The organism is Pedobacter agri, assembly GCF_032678665.1.
GTDB classification, from domain to species: Bacteria; Bacteroidota; Bacteroidia; order Sphingobacteriales; family Sphingobacteriaceae; genus Pedobacter; species Pedobacter agri_A.
In genome coordinates this window covers 275249-289963 of the sequence record NZ_JAVTSH010000004.1, presented here as the reverse complement: position 1 = coordinate 289963, position 14715 = coordinate 275249, and the positions used below count along the sequence as shown (strand labels likewise).

Sequence of the window (14715 nt, the reverse complement as noted above, 5' to 3'; positions counted from 1 at the left end):
AAATCTTAAATAAAAATGTCAAAACAAGTAAAATATAACGTAGATGCACGTGACGCCCTGAAACGCGGTGTAGATATCTTAGCAAATGCAGTAAAAGTAACTTTAGGTCCAAAAGGACGTAACGTAATTATCGATAAAAAATTCGGTTCTCCAGCGATCACTAAAGATGGTGTTACTGTTGCTAAAGAAATCGAATTGAAAGATGCGGTTGAAAACATGGGCGCTCAAATGGTTAAAGAAGTAGCTTCAAAAACAGCTGATATTGCTGGTGATGGAACAACTACTGCTACTGTTTTAGCTCAAGCAATTATCACTACAGGAATTAAAAATGTTGCTGCTGGTGCAAATCCAATGGATTTGAAACGTGGTATTGATAAAGCTGTTGCTGCTGTTGTTGCTAACTTAAGAGAGCAATCTCAAACAGTTGGTGAAGACAACAACAAAATCAAACAAGTTGCTTCGATCTCGGCAAATAATGATGAAGTTATCGGTGCTTTAATTGCTGAGGCAATGGGTAAAGTGGGTAAAGATGGTGTTATTACTGTTGAAGAAGCAAAGGGTACTGAAACTGAAGTTAAAACAGTTGAAGGTATGCAGTTTGACAGAGGTTATTTATCTCCATACTTTGTGACCAACGCAGATAAAATGGAGGCTGAATTAGATAGCCCTTACATTTTAATCTACGACAAAAAAATCAGCAACATGAAAGAATTGTTGCCTGTTTTAGAAAAAACAGTTCAAACTGGTAAGCCATTGGTAATTATCTCTGAAGATTTAGATGGTGAAGCTTTAGCTACTTTGGTGGTTAACAAAATCCGTGGTTCATTGAAAGTTGTGGCGGTTAAAGCTCCAGGTTTTGGTGATAGAAGAAAAGCAATGTTAGAAGACATCGCAATCTTAACTGGCGGTATTGTGGTATCAGAAGAAAGAGGTTATAAATTAGAAAATGCTGATTTAACTTACTTAGGTTCTGCTGAGAAAGTTGTCGTTGATAAAGACAATACAACTGTAATTAACGGTGCTGGTAACTCTGATGATATTAAATCTCGTGTTAGCCAAATCAAAGCTCAGATTGAAACTACTACATCTGATTACGATAAAGAAAAATTACAAGAGCGTTTAGCAAAATTAGCTGGCGGTGTTGCAGTTCTTTACGTAGGTGCAGCGAGTGAAGTTGAAATGAAAGAGAAAAAAGACCGTGTGGATGATGCTTTGCATGCAACTCGTGCAGCTGTAGAAGAAGGTATTGTTGCTGGTGGCGGTGTTGCTTTCATCCGTGCAGTTGCTTCAATTGCTGATTTGAAAGGCGCTAACGAAGATGAAAATACTGGTATTCAGATTATTCGTCGTGCAATCGAAGAGCCATTACGTCAAATTTGCGAAAACGCAGGTATCGAAGGTTCTATCGTTGTTCAAAAAGTTAAAGAAGGTACAGCAGATTACGGTTACAATGCCCGTACTGATGTTTACGAAAACTTAATTGGCGCTGGTGTTATCGATCCAACTAAAGTTTCTCGTGTAGCTTTAGAAAACGCAGCTTCTATTGCCGCAATGTTATTAACTACAGAAGTGGTTTTAGCAGATGAGCCTGAAGAAGGTGGTGCTCCAATGCCTCCAATGGGCGGCGGCGGTATGGGTGGCATGATGTAATCCAAAAGCCAAATACCACGAACAAATTTCGTGTAAAAATATACCCTTAAGGTTTAAGCCCCTTAAGGGTTTTTTTGTGCTTTTATCTCTCTGAAAGGCTCATTTCGCCGTTGTTAACCTGTTCATTTTGTTCGAGTTGGTGTAAAGATTTGAAAGTGCAACATAAAAATTACGTTCTTTGTAATCGAATATTTATAACGGCGTAGTGCTATTGATTACATATATGTAAGTAATTAAGATCAGCAACCAAACAAACACTGATATTAAGCCGCCGTTAGATCATTCCTTAGTGTTAGAGATTTTAATGTAGACCTGTTTGAAAAGGAAATGGATTTTATATGCCCTTATTTTAGGGACATTTTTGATTACTAAAGCATCATTTGCCCAAATTTCCATTGGCACAATTGATTCAGGGCCTTTTACGCCTGGGAGCACTATTGCTGTGCCATTTGCTATATCCACCGGGTGTATCGATAGAAGCAATGTTTTTCAACTGTATTTATCAGATGCGAATGGAAATTTTGCTGCTGAAAAAATGATAGGAACCTATACTGGCTTCTATAGCACTTATGTTAACGGCGTTATTCCAACTTCTGGTATCGCTGCGGGTAGTGGTTACAAACTTCGAATTAAAACTACAAATCCGGTTTCCGTAAGCAACGAGTCTGGTGCATTTGAAATTAAAGCAGGGCAAGCTACAGAGGCAAAACTTACTGCTAATTATCTGAACACAACCAATACCGAAACTTTTGGAACTTGCATCAGCAGACCAAACAATCAGTTTTTTATTTCCAATGAATCAACAACGGGTGCTGTAGTTTCTGCAAAAGTGACCAATGAGGTAAACGGCAACACAACTGGTTTAAATTTCACAACCAAAATACAAACCTTTAATGCAGATCAGTCACATTATACCATCCTTGCAAAAGCTGTAAATCCTGATGGTACCGTTGCTACAAAAGCCTATCTGTTAATCAATAATAAAGCAATTACAGCCTTTGGTACATCTGGGAATAATATTGTTTGTTTGCCGTTAGGCGCTCTTGAATTTAATGTAGATATTACCTCACCGGATGGAATTCAGAATAACTTCCCGGGCGATCTTTATACCATTACATGGGGAGATAATACGACTTCTGTTTACACTTTATGCGAGATCAAAGCACTAGGTGGAAAGGTAAGCCACACTTACATCAGATCTTCTTGCGGAAGTACATCTGTATCCAGTGCTGGAACAATTTATAATGCTTTTGATGTAAGCATCAATGTTTCTAACGCTTTCTGTGGTAATGTCGGTACACCCGTTTCTTCTTCTGCCAAGGTTGTGGTTAAGCCAGTTAATTCATTTAATTATACCAATCCGGGTTGTACCAATACCAATATTACCTTTACCAACACGTCAGTTTTGGGCGAAAACCCAAACACCAATACACCTGGGTGTACGCCAAATGTAGTAACTTACAACTGGTTTGTAGATGGTGTACCTGTTGAGGTGAACAAACCCCGATCTTATAATTTGGTAACCAAGTTCCTGAGCCATGGGGAACATACCATCCGTTTAGAATCCAATAGCTCTGGATCCTGCGAAGCTGATCCGGTAGAGATGAAAATTTGTATTCAGGATCCTCCCAAACCTGTTTTTACACTACCTAGTACCACTATTTGTTCAGGCAGCACCTTAAAAGCTACTGATCAATCTGTGCTGGATAATATCTGCAACGCTGCGAATACTTACTCATGGAGTGTAACACCTGCAGTAAGTTACGCCAATGGCACAAATGCATCAAGCAAAGAGCCTGAGTTCGTATTCAGCACTGCCGGGGTTTACACACTGATGCTAAGAATCTCGACTCCTTCATGTGGCTTAATTCCTTCAGCACCACAAACCGTAGTGGTTAACGCCTCACCTACGGCAACATTATCACCCGATATCACTTTGTGTAATTTAGCCACATATGATTTTAATAATACCACACCCGGCCCAACCCGGACTGTAATAGCAGGTACATCGAAAGACCTCAGTGATACCTATACCTGGACCGTTACGGCTGCTGGAACGGGAACTTATAGCTTCGCCGGCGGAACAACTGCCAATTCAAAATATCCATCCATAAAATTTGATAATTATGATGAATATACGGTTAGCGTAACACATAAAAACAACTGCGGTTCGGTAACTAAAACTCAAAAACTAACCTTTTCTACCGCCCCGGTTGTAAATGCTGGTCCTGATCAGAGCATTTGCTTCAACAATCCTAATTTTACCCTGGCGGGAAATATTAACGGAACAACGACAACGCAAACCTGGATTGGTGGTACCGGAACATTTACACCGAACAGAAATGCGCTAAATGCAGTTTACACGCCGACAGCTGCTGAAAAAAATGCCGCCACAGTGACGTTAAGACTTAGAGTTACCACATCGCTGGCAGCTCCATGCAACCAGATTGATGATGATGTAATCCTCAGGATAAAACCTAACCTTAATATTACAAGTGCTGCGGGTAAGGTGATTTGTACAGGCGCCAACGTGTCTTACATTCCAGTATCTGCAGCTGCAGGAACAACTTTCAACTGGACGGCAAGTGGGTCATCAAATGCAACAGGTTTTAGTTCAAGCGGAAGTGGTAATATAAATGATGTGTTAAGCAACACCGATGCAGCCAATAATGCAACTGTAACTTATGTAATTACGCCGAGCAATGATGGCTGCATAGGAACGCCTTTCAATTTTGTAGTTACGGTAAATCCTAATCCGACGGTTACTGCTACCGCTACAAACTTTACCATTTGTAATAAAACATCTTCAGCCATTACCCTAAGCTCCGCAATGAGTGGCGTAAATTACACTTACACCAGTGTAGTTACCGGACAAATTACAGGCAATAGCAACAGGACAACCGCGTCATCAGGAACAGCAATTAATGATATTTTAACCAACAGCGGCACAACTACGGGCAGCGTAACTTATACCATCACTCCTGTTTCAGCCGGGAGCTGTGCCGGAATACCTGCTTCCATTACCGTCACCGTAAACCCTGGTGCAACCCTTGCAAACGCAGGTGCAGATGAAGCCATTTGTAATGCCAGCACGTTTACATTAAAAGGCAATGAAGCTGAAGTTGGTTCGGGCAAGTGGACGGTAGTTACCGGGCCTGCGGCAGTTACTTTTGCTGATGATACGAAACACAACACCTTAGTTTCGGGCTTACAACCGGGTAGCAACTATACTTTTAAATGGACAATTTCAGATAATAGCTGTTCGACCACAAGCGATGAGATTGTGATTAGTGTTAATCCTTTAAGTGTTGGTGGAACGACGGCGGGAAGCAGTTCAGTGTGCGCAACGGCAAACGGCGGTAACATTACGCTATCAGGAAATGTTGGAAACATTATTAGGTGGGAGCGTTCTATTGACAATGGGCAAAACTGGTCTACCATTAGTTCTACCGCCAATCCGCTTGCTTATGCAAACTTAACTGTAACCACTCAGTATAGGGCAATTGTTCAGAGCGGGAGTTGTGCGGAAGCGATATCATCTGTTTCAGTTGTTACTGTAAACCCTTTAACCGTTACTGCAAATGCCGGTGCCGATCAGAATTTATGCAGTGGTAATGGTGTAACCTTGAATGGAAATAACCCTGCCCCAAACAATGGTTTATGGACCCTGATTTCTGGCCAGACAGGAATTACATTCACCGACCCAACATTATACAACACAAACGCTACCGGTTTAATACCAGGAGAAACTTATAAATTCAGATGGACGATTTCGGGATTTACCGGTTGTCCCCCATCATCGTCGGAAGTGACCATCACCTATTTTTCACCAATTGCAAATAGCATCAGCAGTGCTTCCTCAACAGTATGTTCAGGCCAGACTGTTGCAATCGCTGGTAATATTCCAACAGGCGGCTCTGGTAGCTTTACCTATCAGTGGCAAAGCAGTACAGATGGGAATAACTGGGTAAATATTCCTTCGGCAGTTGCTAAAGATTTAACCATTAAACCAACAGCTTCATCAGCTTACCGCCGATTAGTGAACAGTGCCATCTGTACCTCGGTAAGCAATTTGCTGCAAATAAATGTATTGCCAGATCTCACGAATAACTCTATTTCCGCAGATCAGCAGATTTGTTTAGGCTCGGCAGCGGCAATACTTACCGGATCAACTCCTGTTGGTGGAGATGGAAATTTCAGTTATCAGTGGCTATCGAGTACTGACGGACAAACATGGAGCGATGTTTTGGCTGCAATGGCGATCAATTTTACGCCACCAAATCCTGCTACAAACATTTTTTACCGTCGTTCAGTGAGCAGCGGAGCTTGTTCTACCAGTCTAAGTAACCTCGTAAAACTAACGGTGAATCCGCCTGCAAAAGCAGAAATTAAATACACCCAGGATAAAGGATGCGCCCCTTTTCAGCTAACAAGTACCAATGTAAGCGCAACTTTATATCCTGATCGCAATGCAACATATACCTGGTTTGCGGATGGAACTCAAATTGGCACCGGTGCTACTTTTCCAGGTTACACCCTTACTGGTCAGAACCAAAATGTAGTGATCAAACTTGTGGTGACCAGTAGCTTCGGTTGCAGCGGTGACGAAACCTCACATACTTTTGCTACACAGCAGGATGTAAAAGCAGCCTACACCCAAAGCACAACCAATGGCTGCGGACCACTAAGCGTAACTTTTAGCAATACATCAAACTCATTAACAGCAGCTGCTTTTAAATGGGATTTTGGAAATGGAACTACCTCTAATTTAGCTCAGCCTGCGGCTGTGGTTTATAATGCTGACCCTACCGGAAAAGATGTGACTTACATTGTTACACTTACGGCCACTACACCTTGTGGCGTAACTACGCAAACATCAGAAGTTTTGGTGAAGGCCAAACCAGTTTCTATATTTTCTCCTGATAAAACAGCAGGCTGCTCCCCTTTCAAAGTTACTTTTAGCAATACTTCGCCTGGAAATTCAAGCAGTTATACTTATGATTTCGGCGATGGGGAAACATTAACGGTAACTGACAAAAACAGTGTGTCTCACACCTACACCACACTTGCAGTTAAGGATTATGTTGTTAAAATGCTGGCCACCAATGAATGTGGTTCAACAGAATCTCAATACACCATCCGGGTTTCACCAAATTCTATTGTTCCGGAATTGGTGGTGAATAGCAACCAACTACGTGGCTGCGCTCCGCTAAAGGTAGACTTTTACAACAATACCAAAGGCGCCAATACCTTCGTTTATGATTTCGGTGACGGAAGCACAAAAGTGACGAACGGTGCACCTGAAGTGGTTACGCACACTTTCGCTAAAGCGGGGAAATATACGATTACACTTCACGCCTCAAATGGCTGTTCAAATGCTTCAACAACTGAAGAAATTGAGGTTTTGGAGCAGCCGGTTGTCAGTTTTACGGCAGATAAAACCAGCGGCTGTGACGGCATGGTGGTGAAATTCAAAAACAGCAGTTTAAATGCCATTGGCTATGTTTGGGATTTTGGCGATGGAACAACATCAAATGCCATTGAGCCTACACATACTTTTTCAGGTTCGGGAAAAAGCTTTACGGTTACCTTAACAGCTACCAACACATTAGGTTGTACAAATGCGGTAAGCATTCCAAATTATATCAATACGGTAAATCCGCCGGTGGCAACATTTTCGGTTAGCCCGGGAAATGAATTATCTATTCCAAACTATACTTTTGGTTTCAAGGATCTGAGCACCGGGGCAGTTAGCTGGGAATGGACATTTGGCGACGGATCGAGATCTACACTCCAAAATCCTAACCGAACTTATGCTGAGGATGGTGTGTATTCGGTCACCCTTAAGGTATTGAATAAAGAAGGTTGTTCAGCCACCACAACGCAATCAGTTAGAATTATTGGTGTGCCCGGAAACCTTAATCTACCCAACTCTTTCATGCCTGCCAGTGCAAAGAACGAGTTGAGAACCTTCAAGGCCAAGGGACAAGGCATCAAAGACTGGAAGATGAGCGTGTTTAACAAATGGGGACAATTATTATGGGAAACCACACAACTTGATGATGGTGCACCGCTAGAAGGATGGGACGGAACTTTTAAAGGACAAGATCAGCCGCAGGGCGTTTACTACTGGAAAATAGATGTAAAATTTATAAATGGTAGCGACTGGAAAGGGATGACATATGATTCATCTCCGGCAAGAAAAACAGGCGTAATATATTTAATCAGATGATGGGGAGAAAGATAAGATTATTGGTGCTTGCGATGGTGTTGCCATTCCTTTCATGGGCTCAAGACCATATTTATTCGCAGTTTTACAATTCGCCGATTTACCTGAATCCGGCATTAACTGGCCAGTTTGAAGGCGACATCAGGTTTAATGCATTATACAGAAATCAATGGTCGGGCTTGGCGAGTGATTATTCTTACATGAGCGCATCCGGCGATCTAAATCTCGACCGTATCAATAGCGGCGTAGGTTTAATTTTTAACAGAAGTACTGAAGGAACAGCTTATCTGGTAAAAAATAATATTGCTGCCAGTTATTCGTACATTATTGGAGGAGATGATTTCGCCCTGTCTTTCGGCTTACAGGCAGGCATTACCAATCAAAAATTAAACTGGGATAAACTGGTTTTCGGTGATCAGATCGGAATAGGAACGGGTTATATTCCGGGCAGTATTTCCGGTGCGGAAAGACCAAGCATAGACAGTCGGTTTTACCTGGATGCCAATGCCGGAACCAACCTGGTGTACGGTAAATTTATGTTGGGTGTTGCAGCGCACCACATCAATCGCCCAGATGAATCTTTATCTGGCTTCCAGGCCAAATTACCGATGCGTATTTCGGGAAATATGAGCTATAAAGTAACCCTAATTCCTGATCAGTATGACCGCGATGGAAGTTATTTAATTCCATCGGTAGTGGTTTACAAGCAGCAAAATATCACTTCCTATAGTGTAGGTATGCAATATAAATACGCCAGCATAAATGCAGGCATCTGGTACCGTGGTGGAAGCAATGCCGGCGGAAACGATGCGATTGTGTTTTCCGTAATCTTTGATATTTTTAACCGCAAAACAAATGGAGAAAAGTTTCGGGTGGGCATTAGCCACGATGCCACTTCTTCCAAAATAAACTACACCAATACCGGAGGGACATCTGAAATTGGCGTGGGTTATGAGAAATATTTTCAGAATAGTTCAAATGGTGGTCGGGCAAATGGTTTAAGATGTTATGATTTTTATTAATTTGCCTTGCTAATTCGAGGCAATGAACGAAATTTTAGATAACAGCCATTTCATTACACAAAGTGAAGTCAATAAGTTTTTACTGGCCACGTTGCTTTGTGGTTTAATTGGCGCTGAAAGAGAGTACAGAAGCAAATCAGCTGGTTTAAAAACCATGATGATGATTGGTTTGGGTTCAACTTTATTCACCATCCTCTCCATTAAAATCGGGTTAACCAGTCAGGACCGTATTGCCTCTAACATTGTAACCGGAATTGGTTTTTTAGGCGCTGGAGTAATTTTTAAAGAGGAAAACAGGGTTAAAGGCTTAACCACAGCTTGCATCATTTGGATTGTTGCAGCCATTGGTATGGCCATCGGAAGTGGCTATTACGAACAAGCGATTGGCGTTACCGGAGTGGTTTTACTGGCCTTAATAATTTTTCCTTTTTTAGAAGAAGTTGGCGATCGCCGATTTACCAAAAGGGTTTATCGCATTGTTAAAAAACAACATACGCATGGCGATTTAGAAAGTTACGAACAGGTTTTTAGAGAAAACAAACTTAAACCACAACGTGGAAAACACCAATTGGTAAATAATGTTATTACCGGAAACTGGACTGCCACCGGAACACCAAAAAACCACCAAAAATTTGTGGAACAGATGTTAAAGGATAACGATATTATCGAATTTGATTTTTAAGCGATTAAAAATTGAAGTTAATATTTTGATTATACCTCACCCTAACAGGCACGCCTCTTTGTTTGGCCGGCTTCCACCGAGGTGCAGCACTAAGTACCCTAATGGCTTCCTGATCCAGTAACCGATCCACAGGCTTATCTATTTTGATTTCAACCAGGTTGCCTTTTTGATCGATCACAAAATTTAAAAAAACCCTGCCCTTTATGCCATTTTTGTAAGCCTCTGCAGGATATTTTGTTGAGGAACCAATATATTTATTCCAGGCTTGCTGACCGCCGGGATATGATGGTGCTTCCATTGTAGCCGTATAGGGATAAACTTTACCATCTTTAGTGCTTTCGCCTGATTTCAGGTTGCCGTTTTCATACAATTCCTGAAAAGTATCGCTCTTATCGGAATACTTTCCACTCCAGGTTCCATGCTTAAAACCATTTACATAATCACCTTCCTCTACCAGCTGTCCATCTCCAGACTTCGTTATTTCAACTAAATGTCCGTTTCCATTTGTGATGTTAACTTTACCATTCGAATCTGCATCATAAATGATTTTAGCGTTGGTGTTAAAGATGAAATCGGTAAGTGAAGAGTTAATCCCAATCATTTGATCACTTACTGGTTTCGCCTCAACGTATTCCGATCTTCTTCTTTCTTTACCATTTCTGTGATAAAAGATAGACACGCCAGAAAGCGAACCATTCAGGTAGTTCATTACCTGGGTTCTTTTACCTGAGCTATCGAAACTCATCACTGGCCCTTCGAAAATTAATCTTGGTTCAAAGGCACTGATGTATCCCTGAGATTTTCGTTTGCCGTTTTTATATAATTCTAACAAGTGGAATCGATTATCTCCCGAATCCGGTTCTTCTATCACCCTGATAAAGTCTGCTTCTTCTCTGGTAGCCACTTCTTTACCATTTTCCTTTAAATAATAAACGTTTTTCTTTTTTTGAGCTTGGGCGAAGGTAAACGTAGCCAAGAATACGAATAAGAGTAAGCGTAATTTCATGCGGCAAAGCTACTGAGAATTGATGTAACAACTAAGTAAGATGCATTACATTTTTGTAAAGAACATGTTGTGATAAAAAGGCAAATTATAAAAACAAATCATAGATTTGTGTAACTAACTTATCATGATTAAGGAACAAATTTCAGTTTTCGATATTTTCAAAATCGGTATTGGGCCGTCGAGTTCGCATACGCTTGGTCCGTGGAGGGCAGCGCAGCAGTTTACTGCATCGCTTTTACAACAAGGTGTACTGGCTGATGTAGAAATGGTTAAAATATTGCTTTATGGTTCGCTTGCCAAAACAGGTAAAGGCCACGGAACTGATGTTGCCATATTATTGGGATTAACTGGTGCAGATCCGGTAACCTTTGATGTAGATGCTGTTACCCCAACTTTTGAAAGCATTCAAAAAGATAAAAAATTAAATCTGGCAGGAAACCTGATCATTGATTTTGATTACGATAACGATCTGTTATTTCTGTTTGCTGAAAGCCTTCCTTTCCATCCAAATGCAGTTACCTTTCAGGCATTTTTAAACAACGGCAAAGCTTTTTCTGAAACCTATTATTCTATTGGTGGTGGTTTCGTGGTTAAAGAAGGTGAAGACAACAGCCAAAAAGTACAGGTTGATTTACCGTTTCCGGTGGAGAAAGCGAAAGAACTTTTACACTGGTGTTTATCTACAGGTTTGAAGGTAAGTGAAATCGTGATGGAAAATGAACTGGCCTGGCGTCCGGAAGCGGTAACCAAGGCAGGTATCTTGCAACATTTTGCCGTAATGCGTGATTGCATTTACCGTGGTTGCCATACCACTGGGTTTTTGCCTGGCGGATTGGATGTTGCCCGAAGAGCTTTTCCATTAAATAAACGATTAATTGGCCAATCAGCATATAACGATTACAATTCATGGGTAGAAGCCATTCGTAAAGGTGGAAATGGATTCAATTATATTTTAGATTGGGTGAGTTGTTTTGCGCTTGCCGTTAATGAAGAAAATGCCTCTTTTGGTCGGGTGGTTACCGCACCTACAAACGGTGCCGCTGGGGTTATTCCTGCGGTGCTGCAATATTTTATCACCTTTTGCGATGGTTATTCAGAAGACAGAATTATCCAATTTATTGCCTGTGCTTCAGAAGTAGGAAGCATTTTCAAGAAAGGCGCCACTATTTCGGCAGCAATGGGTGGCTGTCAGGCAGAAATTGGCGTTTCTTCAGCAATGGCTGCTGCCGCCTTAACCGAATGCCTGGGTGGTTCACAAAGACAGGTTTTAATGGCTGCAGAGATTGCCATGGAGCATCATTTGGGTTTAACCTGCGATCCGATTGGTGGCCTGGTGCAAATTCCATGCATCGAAAGAAATACCATGGGCGCAATTAAGGCCATAACTGCTAGTCAGCTGGCGCTGCAAAGTAATCCTGATAAAGCTAAAGTAAGTTTAGATGCTGTTGTAAATACCATGTGGGAAACGGCTTTGGATATGAATGCTAAATACAAAGAAACTTCTGATGGTGGTTTGGCAACGAATATTCCAATCAGTTTGCCGGAGTGTTAAAAGACCCTCTCCCTTTGAAAGTTTATTCATGGGCCAATTAGAGCGCTCCCTTTCCTGGAAAGAGGGATTTATGGAGTAATAGTTTTAACCCTCAGTTATAACTTTTTCTTATTTTCAGTGGGTAAACTAAAATCTAATTATCGATTACGAGAAATGATATCCTCTTATCTTCCGGAGAAGATTTGGCAGGGCATTAATGCTACAAAAGAGAGGGTTGGAGTATAGTATTCTATCATCAAAAAAAAATCTTTGTGTCCTTCGTGTCTTTGTGGTTTAATCGTCACGAACATATGTCGCAAATTACTTAAACCAATCCCGAATACGTAAGCACCAGCCACCAAATAGCCGTTGTGATAAACGAAAGTAAAATCCCCACACCCACCACCAAGTTGGAAACTTTTGGATTTAAATTGTATTGATCTGCCACCACTCCGGCGGTTAACAGTGTAGGCATCGCCATTTCGAATATCGTTATTTTGGTAATCATGCCGTTCATACCCAGAATTAAAGCGATGATTAAAATGGAAAGCGGTGCTAAAATCAACTTGTATAATAACGCAAAGCTGATGTGTTTGATTTCGCTAAACCAGCCACCAAATTTAAGTTGCAAACCAATTGAAAATAAGGCCAGGGGACCAACAGTTCCCGAAAGCTTATCGAACAAAACATCAAGAGGCGAAAGGTTAATAAATCGGGGTAAAATTAATGCCAAAATACAACCCAGCAAAGGTGGAAAAGTTAACACTTTTTTAAACACCAATTTTGCGCTTAATTTCTGTTGCTGAGAAGAACGAATGGCAACCACAATTCCAATTGTTGATAATAAAGTGAAGGTAACCTGATCACAAATGATTGCTGTTGCAATTTCCTTTTCGCTGAAATAAGCGATGATGAGCGGAAATCCAATAAATGAAGTATTGCTTAATGAACTGACCAGTTTCAATCCTCCGGAAGTTGCCCGGCTAATATTGCTGAATTTCGCATAAAAGGTAACGAAAAACCATCCTAACAACCACACACAAATTGGTGTCAAAGCAGGAAATAACAATTCATTCGACCAGCTAATGTGAGGCAAATACTTAAATGAAGTAGCTGGAAGTGCGATGTAAATAATCCAGGCATTAATACCCTTGTGTGCATCTTTTGGCAGCGTTTTGCTTTTTCTGAAAAGAATACCAGCGATAATACATAAACCAATAAGAATGAAATTTGCCATGAGGAGTGCAAAAATATTGATAAAAGAAAACGCCAATTAATTAATCGGCGTTTTTAAATTTATGAGGTAGGACTACTTGGCTTCGGTTTTTTCTTATGCCAAACCTTTTTCTTGCCATTGTTTTTCGGATGTTGCGGTCGCTTTTCTTCTACATGGGTGATTTCCATCGTAGCAATGTGTTCTGGCAAAGTCATCCGTGGGACCGCTTTTTCAATCAGTTTCTCAATGTTATCAAACTTGCGCTTATCTCTTCCGTTAACCAATGTAATTGCGGTTCCTTTGGTGGCGGCTCTAGCTGTTCTGCCAATACGGTGTACATAATCTGCCGGATCGCCGGGAACATCGTAATTAATTACCAAATCAACACCCTCTACATCAATACCACGCGATAAAACATCCGTTCCGATGATAATTGGTAAACGGCGATTTTTAAAAGCCAACAAAATATCTTCGCGTTCTTTCTGCCCCAAATCTGAGTGAAAAGCTTCTGCTTTGATCTTTAAAGATTTAAAAGTTTTGTATAAAGCTTTTACTTTCTCTTTGGTTGAAGCGAAGATAATGGCACTTTTATACGTTTCGTCTTTAAAAATATCTGTTAGTAAAGCCTGTTTCTGCTGATCGTGGATATTGTAAGCTTGCTGATCGATTCCTTCAGCAGGCTTTGCAATAGAAATGGTAATCTGCTCTGGCTCATGCAAAATACTTCCTGCCATTTTCCTGATTTTTGGCGCCATGGTGGCTGAAAAAAGCAGCGTTTGCCGTTTCTTAGGTAGATAACTTACAATGCGCATAATGTCATCATAAAAACCCATATCAAGCATACGGTCGGCTTCATCCAAAATCAGGTGCTGCAAATGTTCTAACTTTAAAACACCTGAAGATAAATGCGCCATCAAACGGCCAGGCGTAGCGATGATAATATCTACACCATCACGCATGGAGCGTTTTTGCTGCTCATATGCAATGCCATCGCCACCGCCGTAAACGGCCAATGAACTGATGTTGGTGAAATAAGCCAAAGCTTCTACCTGTAAATCAATTTGTTGCGCAAGCTCGCGTGTTGGTGCTAAAATCAAGGTATTGTTATGCCTGTCTTGAGCACGACTGATCTTTTCCATTACCGGCAAGAGGTAACTTGCTGTTTTTCCAGTCCCGGTTTGCGCACAGGCAATAAGGTCGTGGTTATTTAAAATTACAGGAATAGCTTGTTCTTGTATGGGAGTAGCGCTTTTATACCCCATAGCCATCAGGCCTTCATGCAAATCGGGGTTAAAATTAAAGTCGTTAAAATTCAATCTGTTGTGTTTATGTATTTCAGCAAAAGTACCTCAAATTACGGCGAATAGCAAACGCCAATC

At 41.1% G+C, this 14715-nt stretch carries 8 protein-coding genes; 5 read left to right on the top strand and 3 right to left on the bottom strand.

Annotated elements, in window-relative coordinates; genetic code table 11:
- Positions 1 to 15 precede the first annotated feature (15 nt).
- From groL to R2Q70_RS10570, 4 genes are all read left to right on the top strand, one after another.
- Positions 16 to 1650 (top strand): chaperonin GroEL, encoded by a 1635-nt coding sequence (gene groL, locus R2Q70_RS10585; protein ID WP_316807563.1) that lies wholly within the window; start codon positions 16 to 18, stop codon positions 1648 to 1650.
- A gap of 316 nt (positions 1651 to 1966) precedes the next feature.
- On the top strand, positions 1967 to 7882 hold the full coding sequence (locus R2Q70_RS10580) for a PKD domain-containing protein (RefSeq protein WP_316807562.1): 5916 nt from the start codon (positions 1967 to 1969) through the stop codon (positions 7880 to 7882).
- Positions 7882 to 8901: a PorP/SprF family type IX secretion system membrane protein gene (locus R2Q70_RS10575; RefSeq protein WP_316807561.1), complete on the top strand. Its 1020-nt coding sequence runs from the start codon at positions 7882 to 7884 to the stop codon at positions 8899 to 8901. Before R2Q70_RS10580 ends, R2Q70_RS10575 begins: the two co-directional genes overlap by 1 nt.
- A gap of 22 nt (positions 8902 to 8923) precedes the next feature.
- On the top strand, positions 8924 to 9583 hold the full coding sequence (locus R2Q70_RS10570) for an MgtC/SapB family protein (protein WP_316807560.1): 660 nt from the start codon (positions 8924 to 8926) through the stop codon (positions 9581 to 9583).
- Positions 9584 to 9587: 4 nt separating this feature from the next.
- Here R2Q70_RS10570 and R2Q70_RS10565 read toward each other — a convergent pair whose 3' ends face one another.
- On the bottom strand, positions 9588 to 10589 hold the full coding sequence (locus R2Q70_RS10565; RefSeq protein WP_316807559.1) for a TonB family protein: 1002 nt from the start codon (positions 10587 to 10589) through the stop codon (positions 9588 to 9590).
- A gap of 124 nt (positions 10590 to 10713) precedes the next feature.
- Between R2Q70_RS10565 and R2Q70_RS10560 the strand changes: the two genes are divergently transcribed.
- Positions 10714 to 12141, top strand: a complete 1428-nt coding sequence (locus R2Q70_RS10560; RefSeq protein WP_316807558.1) for an L-serine ammonia-lyase — start codon at positions 10714 to 10716, stop codon at positions 12139 to 12141.
- A gap of 304 nt (positions 12142 to 12445) precedes the next feature.
- Here R2Q70_RS10560 and R2Q70_RS10555 read toward each other — a convergent pair whose 3' ends face one another.
- Positions 12446 to 13357, bottom strand: a complete 912-nt coding sequence (locus R2Q70_RS10555) for an AEC family transporter (RefSeq protein WP_316807557.1) — start codon at positions 13355 to 13357, stop codon at positions 12446 to 12448.
- A gap of 59 nt (positions 13358 to 13416) precedes the next feature.
- Positions 13417 to 14652: a DEAD/DEAH box helicase gene (locus R2Q70_RS10550; RefSeq protein WP_010599222.1), complete on the bottom strand. Its 1236-nt coding sequence runs from the start codon at positions 14650 to 14652 to the stop codon at positions 13417 to 13419.
- Positions 14653 to 14715 lie beyond the last annotated feature (63 nt).

Excerpts from the sequence above, each read along its gene's own strand:
- R2Q70_RS10570 (WP_316807560.1), top strand. The coding sequence starts at position 8,924 with ATGAACGAAATTTTAGATAACAGCCATTTCATTACACAAAGTGAAGTC.
- R2Q70_RS10555 (WP_316807557.1), bottom strand. The coding sequence starts at position 13,357 with ATGGCAAATTTCATTCTTATTGGTTTATGTATTATCGCTGGTATTCTT.
- groL (WP_316807563.1), top strand. The coding sequence starts at position 16 with ATGTCAAAACAAGTAAAATATAACGTAGATGCACGTGACGCCCTGAAA.
- R2Q70_RS10575 (WP_316807561.1), top strand. The coding sequence starts at position 7,882 with ATGGGGAGAAAGATAAGATTATTGGTGCTTGCGATGGTGTTGCCATTC.
- R2Q70_RS10565 (WP_316807559.1), bottom strand. The coding sequence starts at position 10,589 with ATGAAATTACGCTTACTCTTATTCGTATTCTTGGCTACGTTTACCTTC.
- R2Q70_RS10560 (WP_316807558.1), top strand. The coding sequence starts at position 10,714 with ATGATTAAGGAACAAATTTCAGTTTTCGATATTTTCAAAATCGGTATT.